General features: G+C 30.5%; 16 protein-coding genes and 1 other annotated feature. Of the genes, 4 read left to right on the top strand and 12 right to left on the bottom strand.

Translation table 11 applies throughout. The features are described 5' to 3' along the window. Positions 1-235: 235 nt before the first annotated feature. Together L1S46_RS10845 and L1S46_RS10840 are read left to right on the top strand one after the other, a co-directional pair. On the top strand, positions 236-1,180 hold the full coding sequence (locus L1S46_RS10845) for an AraC family transcriptional regulator (protein ID WP_238899976.1): 945 nt from the start codon (positions 236-238) through the stop codon (positions 1,178-1,180). Between the two features lie 357 nt (positions 1,181-1,537). Further along, positions 1,538-2,098: a flavodoxin family protein gene (locus L1S46_RS10840; RefSeq protein WP_275298989.1), complete on the top strand. Its 561-nt coding sequence runs from the start codon at positions 1,538-1,540 to the stop codon at positions 2,096-2,098. A 375-nt stretch (positions 2,099-2,473) separates the two neighbouring features. Here L1S46_RS10840 and L1S46_RS10835 read toward each other — a convergent pair whose 3' ends face one another. From L1S46_RS10835 to L1S46_RS10805, 7 genes are all read right to left on the bottom strand, one after another. Further along, positions 2,474-2,860 carry a hypothetical protein gene (locus L1S46_RS10835; protein ID WP_238899974.1) on the bottom strand — a complete coding sequence of 129 codons (387 nt, stop codon included), beginning with the start codon at positions 2,858-2,860 and terminating at the stop codon, positions 2,474-2,476. A gap of 153 nt (positions 2,861-3,013) precedes the next feature. Continuing rightward, positions 3,014-4,102: a cell wall-binding protein gene (locus L1S46_RS10830; RefSeq protein WP_238899973.1), complete on the bottom strand. Its 1,089-nt coding sequence runs from the start codon at positions 4,100-4,102 to the stop codon at positions 3,014-3,016. Positions 4,103-4,296: 194 nt separating this feature from the next. Further along, complete coding sequence (locus L1S46_RS10825) at positions 4,297-5,193, bottom strand: alpha/beta hydrolase (protein ID WP_238899972.1); 897 nt, start codon at positions 5,191-5,193, stop codon at positions 4,297-4,299. A gap of 120 nt (positions 5,194-5,313) precedes the next feature. After that, positions 5,314-6,351, bottom strand: a complete 1,038-nt coding sequence (locus L1S46_RS10820) for an alpha/beta hydrolase (RefSeq protein WP_238899971.1) — start codon at positions 6,349-6,351, stop codon at positions 5,314-5,316. A gap of 79 nt (positions 6,352-6,430) precedes the next feature. Next, positions 6,431-6,919 carry a hypothetical protein gene (locus tag L1S46_RS10815; protein ID WP_238899970.1) on the bottom strand — a complete coding sequence of 163 codons (489 nt, stop codon included), beginning with the start codon at positions 6,917-6,919 and terminating at the stop codon, positions 6,431-6,433. 132 nt (positions 6,920-7,051) lie between these two features. Continuing rightward, a complete protein-coding gene (locus tag L1S46_RS10810) occupies positions 7,052-7,183 on the bottom strand; it encodes a hypothetical protein (RefSeq protein ID WP_238899969.1) in 132 nt (43 codons plus the stop codon). Next, positions 7,167-7,388, bottom strand: coding sequence for an AraC family transcriptional regulator (locus L1S46_RS10805; protein WP_238899968.1), 222 nt, complete (start codon positions 7,386-7,388; stop codon positions 7,167-7,169). The genes L1S46_RS10810 and L1S46_RS10805 overlap by 17 nt, the downstream gene beginning before the upstream one ends. Between L1S46_RS10805 and L1S46_RS10800 the strand changes: the two genes are divergently transcribed. Then, the gene (locus tag L1S46_RS10800) at positions 7,381-7,542 is read left to right on the top strand and encodes a hypothetical protein (protein WP_173707011.1); all 162 of its coding nucleotides are present in this window, start codon (positions 7,381-7,383) and stop codon (positions 7,540-7,542) included. The two genes, L1S46_RS10805 and L1S46_RS10800, sit on opposite strands and share 8 nt — an antisense overlap. A gap of 193 nt (positions 7,543-7,735) precedes the next feature. On the opposite strand, the gene L1S46_RS10795 is transcribed toward L1S46_RS10800, so the two are convergent. The 4 genes from L1S46_RS10795 to L1S46_RS10780 form a co-directional block, all read right to left on the bottom strand. Beyond that, positions 7,736-8,509 (bottom strand): EFR1 family ferrodoxin, encoded by a 774-nt coding sequence (locus L1S46_RS10795; protein ID WP_238899967.1) that lies wholly within the window; start codon positions 8,507-8,509, stop codon positions 7,736-7,738. A gap of 694 nt (positions 8,510-9,203) precedes the next feature. Continuing rightward, on the bottom strand, positions 9,204-9,518 hold the full coding sequence (locus L1S46_RS10790; protein WP_077831563.1) for a hypothetical protein: 315 nt from the start codon (positions 9,516-9,518) through the stop codon (positions 9,204-9,206). A 234-nt stretch (positions 9,519-9,752) separates the two neighbouring features. Next, positions 9,753-10,100 carry a hypothetical protein gene (locus L1S46_RS10785; RefSeq protein WP_139357809.1) on the bottom strand — a complete coding sequence of 116 codons (348 nt, stop codon included), beginning with the start codon at positions 10,098-10,100 and terminating at the stop codon, positions 9,753-9,755. A gap of 451 nt (positions 10,101-10,551) precedes the next feature. Next, positions 10,552-11,445 carry a LysR family transcriptional regulator gene (locus L1S46_RS10780; RefSeq protein WP_077308198.1) on the bottom strand — a complete coding sequence of 298 codons (894 nt, stop codon included), beginning with the start codon at positions 11,443-11,445 and terminating at the stop codon, positions 10,552-10,554. Positions 11,446-11,739: 294 nt separating this feature from the next. On the opposite strand from L1S46_RS10780, the gene L1S46_RS10775 reads away from it, so the two are divergent. Continuing rightward, positions 11,740-12,300, top strand: a complete 561-nt coding sequence (locus tag L1S46_RS10775; RefSeq protein WP_171787867.1) for a nitroreductase — start codon at positions 11,740-11,742, stop codon at positions 12,298-12,300. An 859-nt stretch (positions 12,301-13,159) separates the two neighbouring features. Here the strand turns inward: L1S46_RS10775 and lysS are convergent. Further along, the gene (gene lysS, locus L1S46_RS10770) at positions 13,160-14,686 is read right to left on the bottom strand and encodes a lysine--tRNA ligase (RefSeq protein WP_238899966.1); all 1,527 of its coding nucleotides are present in this window, start codon (positions 14,684-14,686) and stop codon (positions 13,160-13,162) included. 170 nt (positions 14,687-14,856) lie between these two features. Next, positions 14,857-15,110, bottom strand: a binding site (T-box leader). Positions 15,111-15,166 lie beyond the last annotated feature (56 nt).

Below are 15,166 nucleotides of genomic sequence, written 5' to 3'. Positions count from 1 at the left end.
AATCAATATTTTACTAAATGTAAACTGAAAGCATACGTTTTAGCTGATACGTATACTTTCAGTATAAATGAATCTTACTAATTAATTCGATACTTTTCATTTCGAAGATGTCCCAAACATTCTATATAAATTTCAATGATAAACTGCTATTATATTAAAATAGATAACTAAATTTTTATAATCTAAATTATTAATATAATAATAAAATTTATATAATAAGGAGCGTTTTCAAATCATGAATGTATATCGTGAGTATGTAATTCCAGAATCGGATGACATTGAAAGATTACTCAAAACAAAAATGACTCGATTAGCACACCTGCTATATACCTTTGCTCCACAGGATGGTGTTTTAGATCTGCCAATCTCTGGTCTGTCTATCGTTCGCTATTCAGGAACAGAGATTGATTGTCCAAAGACTTTCTATTTACCCTCTTTAAGTATTGTTGCCCAAGGAGCGAGGTCTCTCTCAATAGGTCACGAGACATACAAGCTTGATAAATCACAAATGTTAATGAATCCAATCACCCTGCCAATTTCTCTGCAAACTATGAAGGCAACCAAATCTGAGCCTCTCCTTATTATAAGGCTGGATCTTAATCCTGAGAGGATTGCTGAGATTGTTCCGAAAGTATATTCTCATGGTCTGCCTGAAATAAAACAGTGGTGTGCTGGACATGTTATGAATGCAGATATGAGCATTATTGATGCAATGATAAGGCTTTTGGAGTGCTTGCAAAAACCAGGAGATGTAGAATTCATTGCACCACTGATTATGGACGAAATTCTAATTCGCCTACTTCGCAGTTCCGCTGGAGTTCATGTTGCAGCCATGGGATTTGCAGACTCAGGAGTACATCAAGTGTCAGAGGCAATAGCTTGGCTTCGTAAAAATTTTTCTCAGGCAGTTAAGGTTTCGGACTTAGCAAAACTAACACATATGAGTGAATCCTCTTTCTATAATCATTTTAAAGCGGTCACTTCCATGTCCCCTATGCAATATCAAAAAGCTCTGCGTCTACATGAAGCGAGAAATCTGATGCTGTCCCAGCACATGGATGCGACCACTGCCAGCAGAATGGTGGGTTATGTTAGTAATTCTCAATTTAGCCGGGATTACAGCGCTTTTTATGGAGCTCCCCCTAAAAAAGATATAGGCAAATTATATAGACAACCCTAAAAAACATATTAATCTAAAATATAGCTTTGAGTTTATAGTAATTGATATGATTTTTGATCCACAAAAAAGAGACTCCAATCACTGCTTTATCATGCCTGCTGCCTATGAGCTTGCGGGCTTTCCTTATATTAATGAAGAATATTCTGCCTGTTTAACCCCCTCAGTTTTCTAATGTGGCTGAGAAATAATAAAGATCTGGAGAATAAGACAAAAAGATAATTGAAAAAGGCAAATATTCTTGTTATGTAACATTTATAATTAATTTAGTCTTTGAACCGGTACTAGCCTATCATCTTGGAATGTTATGCTGGTTCGAATACTATTTTAATTTTGAATTGATATTAGGAGGTAATAAAAATGAAAGTTATGGCTTTTGTGGGCAGTGCAAGAAAGGACGGAAATACTTCAAAAATAGTTGATGCCATTTGTTCGGGCATTAAGAAAAATGGACATGAAGTTGAAACTTATAATTTATCAGAACTTGATAATAAAGGCTGCAGGGCTTGTGGTTTATGTCAAGCAAATAAAGTGGAATATTGTTCTATTAACGACAAGATGACTGAACTTTTACCTAAGATAGCTGATGCTGATTGCATTATAGTTGGAACACCAGTCTATATGGTACACGTGAGCGGTTATACAAAAAATTTCCTAGATAGACTATTTACTTTTTTTGTGGAATCCAATCATACCACAAGACTTTTACCAGGGAAAAAATATATAACTGTTACATGTAGCGGTGCACCTGCTGAAGCATTTAAAAATGTTACAGAATACCTTAATCAAATTTTTGGCGGCCATAGTCAAATGGTGAATGCAGGTAATATCATCGCAGGAAATTTGCAAAGTAAAGATGATATTCTTAGTCAAAAAGAAATGTTAAAACAAGCTGAGGAAATAGGGCAAAAACTAAACTGATTGTTGTAAAACAGAAGAAAATCACTATACCATCCAGGCACGGCAAAACTTCTAGCCACTCTTAAAACAGCCAAGCACCTTGTTTGTTTCTCCCAAAGCATCGCGGAGAAGCAAACAACTTTCCCATAAACAGTTTTCAAAAGATTAATGAGTCCGATAATAGCTTATTAAATTTATGCATATGTTGCGATTCGCAATGCACACTTCACAATTACTGCTAAAATTCTTTCAATATTTTTAGAATTATGATTAAGAATTATTTTTGCAATATATATGCAATAAATACATTATGGATTATATTTTATAAGTTTCCTATGACACTTATATTTAATGCAATCAGGGGTATGTTTAGCAATCGAAACAGAAAAATGCATATTATTTTTTTCTTCTATCTAAAAATGTAACATCAAAAAAAGCCAAACCAAAGGATAAACTCAAGGCATGAGAAGCAGCCTTAAGTATGTCTACATTGGGACTTTTAAAAATGTAATCAAAAACGCAATTAAGCGCAAAAAATGTTGCAAACTTAATAGCAAATTTACTTAATACTTTTCTAAGATAATCCCATTTCAATTTTCTTGCATTAAATAAAGTGATTATAGGCACATACAATAACATAAATAGAGCAAGCACGGCATAACCAATCACAAATTTTGAAGCCATACTATTATCTACATCATTATAAACAATGATACATGTAATTATTGTACATATAAAAAATATTGAATAAATAACTTTGTTAAAGAGTAATGTTTTACTCATATAATACACTCCAATACTCTATATTAAGACCATTAATTTACTATAACGAATAAGTTATAGAATATTTCTGTAAAATCACATTTTATAATTTTTATTTAAAAGATTATTCTATAGTGGTATAAGTTTACCATTTGCTAGAGAATCCTTCAATTTCTACTGAAGCTCTGGTTCATCCCCTACTATTTTGTAACTGCGTTCTTCAACAACTGTTCCATCTGATTTCGTTTCCTTAAAAGTGATTACATCATATCCATCAGCGCTTTTACTTTGAGATGTTTCATAAATTAGCCTTATTCCATTTTCCACACGCTCTTTTGTCCCTATCCAGTAAGGACAGTGATTTAGAAATGAATCATTCTTCCCCCAATATGCAAATAGTTTATTTTCTGCTGAAACATTAATATTAGGACGTTTTTTCTCAACATATTTTGAGCTCACCTCAGCAGTTCTACCAATTTGTTTTAGGTATTCTTTAGCCTCATTCTCTTTTGATTCTGCAAGCTGTGAATAGCTCTCCTCACCTTTTAAAGCCTTATCCCATAACTTCTCTGGAAACATCTGTTTTATAGAATTTTCACATTCTTCTCCGTCTTCAGGTTCCTTATATTCGATTAATGAATAACCACTATTTGAATCTTTAGAAAATGTCATTACTGTAGGAATAGCTCCGCTTCCACTTATTTCTGTAAAAATTCCATTTTCAAAACCAAAATAACCAAAACTTGCAATAGTGTAAGCTTTCACGATATTATCTTTTTCTTCAACATCTAAAACTATGTGACCTTCTGTAGCCACCTCTCCACTCAAATAATTCTTTCCTCTACTTTTTATGGCTTTACTTACAGCTTGGTCAATATTTTCAGTAATGTTGTTATTGTTAACATCTGTTGAATTTACAATATTGCTTGATGAACTGTTTTCTTTTACTTGAATCCATGCTCCATCAGCACTTAATTCATAACCGCCAACACTAGTACTTTTAGCCATTTCTCCGCTATCATACAAATAATACCAATTGTTTTTATCTTTTACCCATCCTGTTTTCATATATCCATTGCTATCAAAATAGTACCAGTTATTATCAATAAACTTCCAGCCACTTGACCATGAGCTTCCTTCTGTATACCACCATCCGTTATTATCTTTTTTCCATTCAGCATCTGCCCCGATTGGAAACATTGCTAAAACTCCAACTAATATCAATCCCTTGACAATTAATTTTTCTATACTTTTTCGATTCATTTTTTACCCCACTCCCTTTATGATTGGTAATTTAAAATTTACAATTGCAGCACTTTTTAAGTAACTTTTTGTTATTAGCATGATTATAGCACTGAAATTTATTTATTTTAATTTCTTCAATGGAATTAATGCAGGTATTATGATAAAAGTAATTATTGAGTAACTCATAATCCCCAAAGCATTTATTGTTCTATTTATTCATCTATAAGTCCCTTTATTTTTTCGACTATATAATCAGTATTAGTCCAATGAATATAATGACTAGAATTATGCAGTGTTTCCTGAGAACTATAATTTGACCACTTTAATAGTTCCTGCTGAGTTTTTTCCCAATCTTCTCCACTATCAGAGGATATCATAATTAACGGAATATTATTAAGATGTCCATTCTTCATTACTTCCCTAGCATTTTCATTTATATTTTTAATATACTCTAAATTGCTTGTATTCCCAAGATATTTATAATACATAGCTATATCTATCTTCTTTATATCATCTGGCAACGCATTATAACGTAAATTCTCACCAAGCAAAGGGAGTTTAATTCCTAAACTTCCAATTGTTCTTGCAATTCCTGTTACCCTTAATCCAGCGCTGAATCGATTTAACATATATGATTTCATCTCAGAGTCATTTGCATAAAATTCTGGACTTCCTCCATCTAGCAAAACAATTTCTTTAACTTCAGCAGGGTATTTTTGTGCAAAACGAATCACTTCCAAAGATGCTAACGAATGTCCCACTAATATATACGGAGATAATTGTCCTGATTTTTCAAGCAGTTCATGTAGTTCATTAACTAATACATCGATCGTTCTAGGTATATCTGTTTTTTCACTCCATCCAAATCCTGCATTATCAAAACTTACCGTTCTCACATACGGCTGCAATTTCATTTGTATTCCATAAAAATCCGTAAATGAACTTGGTGTTCCAGATCCTGCTACAAAAACAACAGTATTTCTACCACTTCCTGTAGACTGTATATACATGTTATGATTGTTAATATCAAATCCTTCTCCCTGAGGTAATAGTATATTTGTTTCCTTTTCAACCATTATTCTTTGCCAGACTGCTCCAGTTAAGAGCATTATTATAATAAAGATGATAACTCTTTTTATTCTTAATTTTCTTTTATTTATACTTTTTCAACTCCATCCATATTGTTCTCCTTTAGTAAAAACTGTACTGTAACATTTGTTAATTGCTTTTCATACTTTATTAGAAATATTCAATAATAAATCACAGAATTTATCGTTTTCAGTATACTGTGGAAAATGTGCTGAATTCTCAAACCAAATAAATTCTTTATGCGGAGCTTCTAGAGTTTCATAATATTTTCTTACTAAAACTGATGGGGTAGTGTAATCATATCTTCCAGCACAAAAATATACTGGAATATCCACTTTCCGTGCTTCGTCAAATAAATTAAATTCATTATTTGTTCCCCATAATTTTTCTGCTGAAAGCTTATTTCCAAATGCATATTTTATCGCATCTAATCCATTTGATTCAGCTGAAAGTAATGATCCTTTTATTATGTCATTCGTCACATTAACATCATGTTTAAATGGTGAGTATTTCTTTATAATATTTTCCTGTTTCAATGTGGAATTTATAACATCTTTATATGGCGGACTCCCCATATTTTCTAAATCATTTAATGCATTATTATCTTGATTCTGTTTTGCTAAATCCATAGCATATTCATATGATATACGCTCTCCTTTTGCATGATCGACTACTTGTCCAACTCCAATATATGATGAGATTCTAGAAGAATCCTTCTTTATTATATCCATTCCAAGTTCAGTCCCCCAAGAATGTCCTACCAGAATTATCTTTTCTTTTCCATAAGTCTTACATAAATATTCAATTATTTCTTCCGCATCTTCCACTATTTGATTTTTTGTGAGACTGTCTTTATCCATAAAAAAAGAATATGACTTTCCAGATCCTCTCTGATCCCAATTCACAACCACAAAGTCATCTTCTAGCTTTGCCTGATACTTCCTCGCATAACATATTTGCGCTAATCCTGGACCACCATGTAAAAATAAAATAATAGGCTTGTCTTTATCTTTTCCTCTTATTAATAGTGTTTGATTTTGACCTCCAACTCTAATACTAACTAATTTACTAATACTTTCACTCCCAGTTATGCTTGGTGTATATGCAGGTCTAAATAAAAATATAATAAGAGCTAATATAATTAAAGCACTTACTCTTTGAATATTTTTCTTTTTCATATATTTTCTCCATAACAATTTCTTATATTGCGTCAATTTGTAAAAATTCACAATACAAAAAGAATTTAATAAAAAAATTTTATGTGCTAAAAAGAAGAAAAATAGCAGCAAAATAAATTATTGGTACTAAACTAACTATAATTGCTTTATCATATAATTTTGATTTGAATAAAAGAAAAAATGATATCATTACTGATATTAATATGACTGCTGGAAGTGAGAAAGTGGATAGGAAAAATATCCATGTATAGATACTTTCTGTCGAACCTGGTGAATCAAATGCCATAGGTGAAACCATTGCTCCAAGCAAACTTAATGGAAATATCAAACAAAATATCATATTAATAATTATTGTTATAATCTTAATAATTATATTCCCATTCTTTTCTTTATCTACTTCATTTAAAATATGACCTAGCTTTTTATCCATTTGTTTATTTCTACTTATAGATTTCCTAAGCTCTTTTACACCTTTAATCATTGCTATTACTATCGCTACTACCACTGCGATACAAATAAACTTAATAAGTATTGACATAAAATTAATTGCTGTAGAATTAATTTGCATACAAATCCCCCATTAGTTCAAAAAATATTCTCGTAACCAATTCCAGCAAATATATTCCTAATTATAACATATATTACAAGTATACTTTTGTTCAATTTTCAAAAAACACTATTTTTACTAATTATCTTGCATTCATATACCATTTTCTAATATGTCAGTTCTAAAACCTTTTCTAAAATCTCTTATATCTCTAAGTGGTGGCTTTCCAAAAAGCCGCTTATATTCTCTAGAAAATTGAGATGAGCTTTCATAACCAACTGCCATTGCTGCACTCGTTATATCCAAAGATTCTCTTAACATAATCTGGTCTATCATTGAGTTTCAAAAGTCTTATAAATAAATCCAGAAGTTCTTCATCGGCTTTTCCTACAAATGCTCCTAAATAAAGTTTCTTATTATTTATATTAAAAAAGCGTATCCTTGAAGATGAATCAATTGTTTCTATTGGCGATCCAGCCAAAATGGTCAAAGCTATGATTGACAGTGTAAACCAGCAAGAGGCTCCAAAAAGAATTACTCTCGGTAGTGATACCTATGATTCAATTCATCAAGCACTATCTGATCGTCTTAAAGAACTTGAAGCACAAAAAGAGCTTGCTTTTTCCACTGATTTTACTGTCTAAGTCCAACTGTACTGGTTTGGAATAGAAATATTAGTGTATTTTAAAATTCGCGGTAACTCATTAAGTTACCGCAAATTATTATATATCCAAAATCGATATCAATATATTTCTTATTAGATTTTTATAAGCAAATATTCAATCATATTTTAATCTTAATTTTTAAAAATATATCTCAGTTTTAATTCTTACTTGTCTATTTATTGCCGTCTATTAATTCTTTCAGACTAATACTAGGATTAGTATAACGTCCCCTGCTTTGTGTCTTATTCTTATAGTTAATAGCCTGCTTTGGACACCATTGAACGCACGCCATACATTGTTCGCAATTATGCTTAAAACTCGGCTTTTTGTTTTTCATTACTATGTTGGAAACAGGACAAACTACCTCACATGTTCTACAGCCTGTGCAAGCATCGGAAACATTAAAACCTTTGTCTTTTCTAGCATATATTAATTTTTGACCAATAGCAGTCGATATATTAAGGGGCTCGTTCACCTTACCCACTGGCTGCTGTGTTTTAGCTACTATCTTTTGTACTAATGCAGGTATATTATCAGTAGCAATTTGATATTTCTCTGGATTTCTCTCGTTCATTTTATACATCGCGACATAATTTTCAACCATAATAATTTTCTCTGCAAAATTAAGTGTCACACCTTTTTTGGCTAAAATTTTGGCAGGGACAGTTAACGCAACACCACTTATATTGCCGCATCCAGTCACAGCAAAAAAATATGCATTTTTACTTTTTTCAAGCGACATTTCGCTTATAAATTGTGTTACTCTTCGTGGCAAATTCAAGGCATATGTAGGATATACAAAACCGATATAATCGTACACTTCATTGCTGTCATGTTTCCCTTTACCCATGGGTACCAACTTACAATCAGGCAATGTCTCAGCTATTTTTTTAGCTACCTGTAAGTTGTTTCCTGTTCCTGTAAAATAATAAATAACACTTTTCAATTTCAATTACCTCCTTATTTGTTATAATCAATATGATCCATATAATTATTTTGTATAGTTATTATCAAAAATCACTATTATTAGCTATTCCTTGAAGGATCTTTCATATTCTCCTCACTTAATTTATCCCATTGTAATATCATATTTTTTATTTATCTTGGATAGATACCTTTTAATAGTTGCTTCATTTTAAACCAAAGATCATGTGCAACCACCAAAAATATATCCAATATAGTTATGGCTAATCGTAATTACTTGCTCAAACTCTGTTAAAGTTCTGATCAAGCATTACAAGTTACATCAATATATTTCTGTAACTTATGATGTCAATATACCACACTCCACTATAAATTACAACATACTAAATATGTAACTTGTTATAAATTTTATACTAGGAATGTTTTTCTTTTTTAAGTTTAACCATGCTTTTATAAAGTATAGTCAAAGTATTAGACTGCAAATAAATAAAGTCCTCAACAATTCTTCTCAGAAAGTCAAGGACTAAAAATTTTAACTCATCATATTTGGGTTTTGGATTCATTTATCTTGTACTATAATCTCTTTGATACTATTTATCCCGTATTTTATACTTTTTCTATTGGACTCAACATCGTAAAAGCACCTGCATTTACTGTCCAATCACTATCATTAATATCTCCAATACTTCCTTTTTTACACTCTTTTCAAAAACTGATTAGCTATAGATATGAAACTCAAATCCATCTTCTGGTTCCCCTATTTCAAAACCTAATATTGCCGAACACTTCGTCTTAAATAATTCAAACCATTTATCCCATTCTTCTTGTTGCATTTCAGCATAGAAGTGTAGACCACTAGGTTCAACTGAAGCATTAATCCTTCTTTTGTCATTATCTTGTGCATACCAATAAGGAATTCCATCAATAAAACCGCTCCATCCTGGCATTTCAGAATATAATTCAGCTAATTTATCCCATATATAATCTGGTGATGAGTAATGAATATTCAAATTATGATTGTGTATTTCCATAATAAATTCTCCTTCATTTTTTTATGCTGCAACTTGCCTACTCAATACTAAAATAATCCCTGTTATATAAATAATGTAAAGTTTTCTTTGTAATAAATAAAATAACCTCACATTCATTAAACTTTAACGTTCAGTATTCTGAATAAAAAACACCTCAAGTTTATTTAAGATAATATATACGACTACTTCTATACAACTTATCAACTTGATATATAACTTCTATACATATATAGTTTAAGTAATTACTAGATTTAATATAAAAATTATAAGAGCTAAAAATTGAATCAAAAATGATATTATGCTTTTACCCTTAATTCTTAATATTGAAGAAAGAGAAATACTTACTACAGAAAGTACTGGCATTATAAGTAAGATATAATCTCGTGCATTAAATGTGTGAGAGTTTGGCAGCTCGGACATTGCCGATAATACACATAAAAAGAGACTTACTATTGATAATACAATATATACACTTATTAAAGCCAAGTTAAACATTCCACCTATTTGATCAATGGCCTTATCTGACCAGTATCCTCTATTCTTCTTTTTAATAATAACAACAGCAACTACTGGGATTATCATGAATATTAGGTATAAAAAAAGTCCTATCATTTTTTTATTTTAATTCCTTTCTTATTAGAAATCAGATTAGTTAGCTCAACCCTGTTAATATATTTCTACTTAATTTATCTGTTTCCCTTGTTATTTTACTAATAAAATAACAGTACTTAGTAAATTATAGTAACAACAGATATTTGATAAATGTAATTTAATATCTATAGATTATAAAACTCAAATCCATCTCCTGGTTCCCCTACTTCAAAACCTAATGTTGTTGAAGCCTTCGTCTTAAATAGTTTAAACCATTCATCCCATTCTTCTTGTTGCATTTCACCATAGAATTGCAAACCACTAGGTTCAACTAAATCATTAATTATTCTTTTGTCATTATCTTGTGCATACCAATACGGTGGATTTTTTCATCAATCTGCATAAACAATTACTCAAAAACTATACTTTAATGCAAATCTTATTAAATATTGATTTTTGAGGAGGCCTCAATAACAAAATCTTTAAATATTTTAGCTGAAGGAGTCATATATCCATTCTTCAACCATCCCATATGCACAGTTCTATAGCAATTGGGTTCTTTTATTTTTAATACTAATACTTCTTCTGTTATTAAATTTGGGGTGTTAGGAACTATAGAAATACCAAGACCTGCACTAACAAAACCTGTTACCACCATACTGCTTTCATTATACTCCATGGATGTTTTTGGAACAAAACCAATACTTTCAAAAATAGAACACATTTTACCTTTGATTCCTTCTGAAAAAAACACAAACGATTCTTCTTTTAAGTCTTTTAGAAATACCTCTGTTTTATCAGCAAGATGATGATTTTTAGGTACTATGAGAACAAGCTCTTCATTTTTTATAGGAACTGACTCTATTTCTTCATACCTTTTAATATCTTCAAATTCATCATAAAAACCAAAATCAAACTTACCATCCTTAAGGCCTTTTAAAATATTAAAAGTTGATTGAATCCCAAATTCAAATTTTGTATTTGGACTCTCCTTCAAAAACTCACTTATAATCGAAGGAATAAAATGTGTTCCAATAGTGTAAAGTGAAGATATGGAAACTGTACCTGCCATAGGATTAATTATATCCTGTAATTCCTGAATTCCTTTACTAATCTCATTTATTGCAGCGTTAGCATGTATTAAAAACATACTGCCAAAACGAGTTAATTTTATATTGCGGCCGTTTTTTTCAAATAATGGTACATTCAACTCTTCTTCTAATTTTGAAATAGCTTTACTCAAGGCTGGCTGTGTTACAGAAAGTAAATTAGCTGCCGATGTAAAATTCTGTGTTTCTGCTACTGTTTTAAAATATTCTAATTGCTGCCAGTTCATAAATGCACTCCTTAATTTATAATATTTTAAGTTATAAAACATTAATAACAACCTATAACTTTTAGTTATTGATTCAATGAAAAATATTAATTAGACATATGATATACATATTGATATCATTATATTACTTTATAAATTACATTTAAATTTTGATAGATTAATTATAAATTTAATTTATGTATTAGTCAAAGGTGATGATGTTTTTTTATTAAGCAAAACTCTTATATATTTATTACCATTTAGTAAATATAAAGATTAAATTAAAATGTCTTTTAAATTGAAAGGAGAAAAACTATGAATGAAATAATTCAAAATATCTTAACAAGAAGAAGTATAAGAACTTATAAAGAAAATCAAATTTCTGATGCGGACTTAAATACTGTTTTAGAGGCTGCCCAATTTGCTCCAACAGCTATGGGCAAACAAGGCTGGCATTTCACAGCAGTTCAAAATAAAGAAAAGATTGAAAAGCTAATTTCTGCAATAAAAGAGGCTATGTTAAAGTCGTCTATAGAACAATATAGAAAAATGGGTGAAAATCCCAATTTTAATCCATTTTATAATGCACCTACAATAGTCATTACGGCTTATGATAAAACTTTACCTACAAAGGAATCTGATTGTGCTGCTGCACTTCAAAACATGCTTTTAGCTGCTCATTCACTTAATATTGGATCTTGCTGGATTCATATATTAGCTATTACTGGAGAAGATCCTAAAGTTAAAAGCGTACTTACAGAACTAGGTGTTCCTGAAGATTATGCAGTGTTTGGTACTGCTGTTTTGGGTTATAACAGTAAAGAAGAACCTAAAGCATCACCTAGAAAAGAAGGAACTTTTAATATAGTAAAATAAAACTCTAATCTGGTTTCCTTGATAGTATCCTGCTATGGTAATGTAAACTCCCAGCTAAATGTAGAAACCAGAATCAATAGATACTCTTCCGCCAGAAATGGCGGTTTCTTTTTTGTACTCTCAATTCATGCAAAGTCATTTTTGAAAATAAAAATAGATGAGCCCACTAACTACGGACAATATCTCCAAATAACTACGAATATCTTAATACGTTGATACAATAATTTACTTTTTTCATAATATCAATGCTAATTAAATTCACAAACTGTTTCCCCTATCTTAAGCCTATACCAATGAAATGTAATGCAAAGATAGGATGCCACCTACGTTTATTGAAAAAATAACCATTGCTATCAATCCAACTTTATAATAAAAATTACAGAGCCATCTGCTTTTTACAAAAGTCTTTTCTCTTTTTAATTCAATTTTTATTTCACCCCTAATCAAAAAATAAAAAAGGAATACCAAAAGCTCTTATTGCTCTAAGTATCCCTTTTAATTATGCCAGTCCATTAGTATAATATATATTTATTTTTATTCTTGTTTCTCTATAAAACAAACTAATTATAAGCTAAAGCCATACTATAAAATATCTCTAAACTAGAAATAAGGATTATGCTTTTGTAACCACAAGGGTCATAATATGAAATGTTTCATTAGGAATTTGATGGTTCTGATTATTAGAGTAAAAGTTGTTCCAAGTATGCTGGTTCAAAGCTCGCCTTTGAGGCTAGCATCTTGGGTGCAACTTGTAATCTTAGAATCATCCATCATAATTCCTTAGAAACTGGAACAACAGCATAATTCTTATTTCGGCGAGCTATACTCATAAGTTTGGATATCTGTAGTATTTTTATTTTTATCTTTTAACTAAAGGAAACGCAATAACATCCTTTATTGTATTTGATCCAGTTAGAAACATTATCATTCTATCAATACCGATGCCTAGGCCTCCAGTTGGTGGCATTGCTGTATCAATAGCTATAGCAAATTCTTCATCCATTGGGCTTGCTGTTTCTAGTCCGCCTCTTAATTTTTCAGCTTGATCATGTAATAATATACGCTGCCTTAATGGATCATTTAATTCTGAATAAGCATTTCCAAGCTCTACTCCATAGGCATATGGTTCAAATCTTTCAATTAAATCTGGATTTTCCCTATGAACTTTACAAAGTGGTGATGATTCTTTTGGAAAGTCTATAACAAAAGTAGGTTGTATTAATTTCTTCTCGCTATATGCTTCAAAAAGATTTGTTATTAATTCTCCTTTAGAAACTTCATTTATATTTAAACCTTCATTTTGTTCTTCAAGCAAAAGAGAATTCTCTTTAATTTTACTTATAATTTCTTCTTTAGTTAAATTCTCTACATCAATACCTGTATCTTGTTTTACAAGATTACACATAGTTTCTCTCTTCCATGGAGCCTTAAAATCAATTTCTTCTTCACCATATTCTATTTTAGTAGAGCCATTAACAGACATAAATACATGTTCATATATTCCTTCCATAATTCTCATCATATCTTCATAGTCTGCATACGACATATAACATTCCATTAGAGTAAATTCTGGATAATGTGTTCTATCAATTCCTTCATTTCTAAAAGATCTTGCAAATGTATAAACTCTTTCTATTCCTCCAACAATAAGTCTTTTCAAATATAATTCTGGAGAGACATTCATATATACTTCACAATCTAAATCATTAACAAAAGTTTTAAATGGTTTTGCTTCTCCTCCGCCATACTTAGTATCAAGTACAGGAGTATCACATTCAATAAAATTCATATTATTCAAATATTCTCTAATTGCAGTAATTGCTTTAGAACGTTTAATAAATCTTTCTTTAACGTCTGAATTCATTATCATATCTAAAGATCTATGTCTTTGTCTTAAATCTGAATCTTGAATTCCATGATATTTTTCAGGAAGCGTTCTTATTGATTTAGATAACAATTCAAATTTGTTTGCTCTAATAGTTATTTCTCCCGTCTGAGTCTTAAATACAGTTCCCTCTACCCCAACAATATCGCCGACATCGATTAATTTTAAAACATTATAATTTTCACTTCCAATTAACTTTTTACTGAAAAATATTTGTATATTTCCTCTTTCATCTACTATATTAGCAAAAGTTGCATTTCCCATTCTTCTAAGAAACATTATTCTTCCTGCTAAAGAAAATACTTTACTTTCATCAATAGTATCAAAATTATCACATATCTCTTTTGTATAAGTTTTTTTGTTGAAATCATAATTATAAGGATATGGATTTATTCCTAGCTCACTAAGTTTATTTAACTTTTTTATTCTCTCCACTATAAATTCATTTGCATTTGTCATTATATTTTCTAATTCATTTAAATTTTCATATTTCTCATACATTTTTGTTACCACCTTTACTTATTTATTGATTAATTTAGGCATATAAAAGAAAATATCACTTTCAATTTTGCCTTAAATATTTTATCAGGCAAGAAAGCGGATTTACTTATTATTCTTTTGATATTGCCTTAATACAAATAAAAAAAACCTTCACCTCCAAGATTTCTAATCTTGAGGACGAAAGTTATAAATTCGTGGTACCACCTCAGTTTATGTATGCGTTGCCGTATACACCTCTTCAAGTACATCAAAAATGAGATACTCTATACCTATAACGGGGTATTCCGTCACATCCTACCTCTGCAAAACAGACTCAGCGTGCAGCTCCAAGACCTTCTTCAATAAAAATCCATTGCTCAATCCCACCATCTAGAGCTCTCTGAAAATGAATTATTTTATTTACTCTTCTTTTCATTGCTTTTAATACATTCTACAACAAAAACCTGTTTTTGTAAATATAACATCTAAGAACTCTCTTCA

The organism is Clostridium sp. YIM B02500 (assembly GCF_022324665.1).
GTDB classification, from domain to species: domain Bacteria; phylum Bacillota; class Clostridia; order Clostridiales; family Clostridiaceae; genus Clostridium; species Clostridium beijerinckii.
This window is presented reverse-complemented; position numbering and strand designations above follow the sequence as displayed.

Coding starts and splice junctions, on each gene's coding strand:
- L1S46_RS10845 (WP_238899976.1), top strand. CDS start 236: ATGAATGTATATCGTGAGTATGTAATTCCAGAATCGGATGACATTGAA.
- L1S46_RS10840 (WP_275298989.1), top strand. CDS start 1,538: ATGAAAGTTATGGCTTTTGTGGGCAGTGCAAGAAAGGACGGAAATACT.
- L1S46_RS10835 (WP_238899974.1), bottom strand. CDS start 2,860: ATGAGTAAAACATTACTCTTTAACAAAGTTATTTATTCAATATTTTTT.
- L1S46_RS10830 (WP_238899973.1), bottom strand. CDS start 4,102: ATGAATCGAAAAAGTATAGAAAAATTAATTGTCAAGGGATTGATATTA.
- L1S46_RS10825 (WP_238899972.1), bottom strand. CDS start 5,193: ATGCTCTTAACTGGAGCAGTCTGGCAAAGAATAATGGTTGAAAAGGAA.
- L1S46_RS10820 (WP_238899971.1), bottom strand. CDS start 6,351: ATGAAAAAGAAAAATATTCAAAGAGTAAGTGCTTTAATTATATTAGCT.
- L1S46_RS10815 (WP_238899970.1), bottom strand. CDS start 6,919: ATGCAAATTAATTCTACAGCAATTAATTTTATGTCAATACTTATTAAG.
- L1S46_RS10810 (WP_238899969.1), bottom strand. CDS start 7,183: ATGGCAGTTGGTTATGAAAGCTCATCTCAATTTTCTAGAGAATATAAG.
- L1S46_RS10800 (WP_173707011.1), top strand. CDS start 7,381: ATGGTCAAAGCTATGATTGACAGTGTAAACCAGCAAGAGGCTCCAAAA.
- L1S46_RS10790 (WP_077831563.1), bottom strand. CDS start 9,518: ATGGAAATACACAATCATAATTTGAATATTCATTACTCATCACCAGAT.
- L1S46_RS10785 (WP_139357809.1), bottom strand. CDS start 10,100: ATGATAATCCCAGTAGTTGCTGTTGTTATTATTAAAAAGAAGAATAGA.
- L1S46_RS10780 (WP_077308198.1), bottom strand. CDS start 11,445: ATGAACTGGCAGCAATTAGAATATTTTAAAACAGTAGCAGAAACACAG.
- L1S46_RS10775 (WP_171787867.1), top strand. CDS start 11,740: ATGAATGAAATAATTCAAAATATCTTAACAAGAAGAAGTATAAGAACT.
- lysS (WP_238899966.1), bottom strand. CDS start 14,686: ATGTATGAGAAATATGAAAATTTAAATGAATTAGAAAATATAATGACA.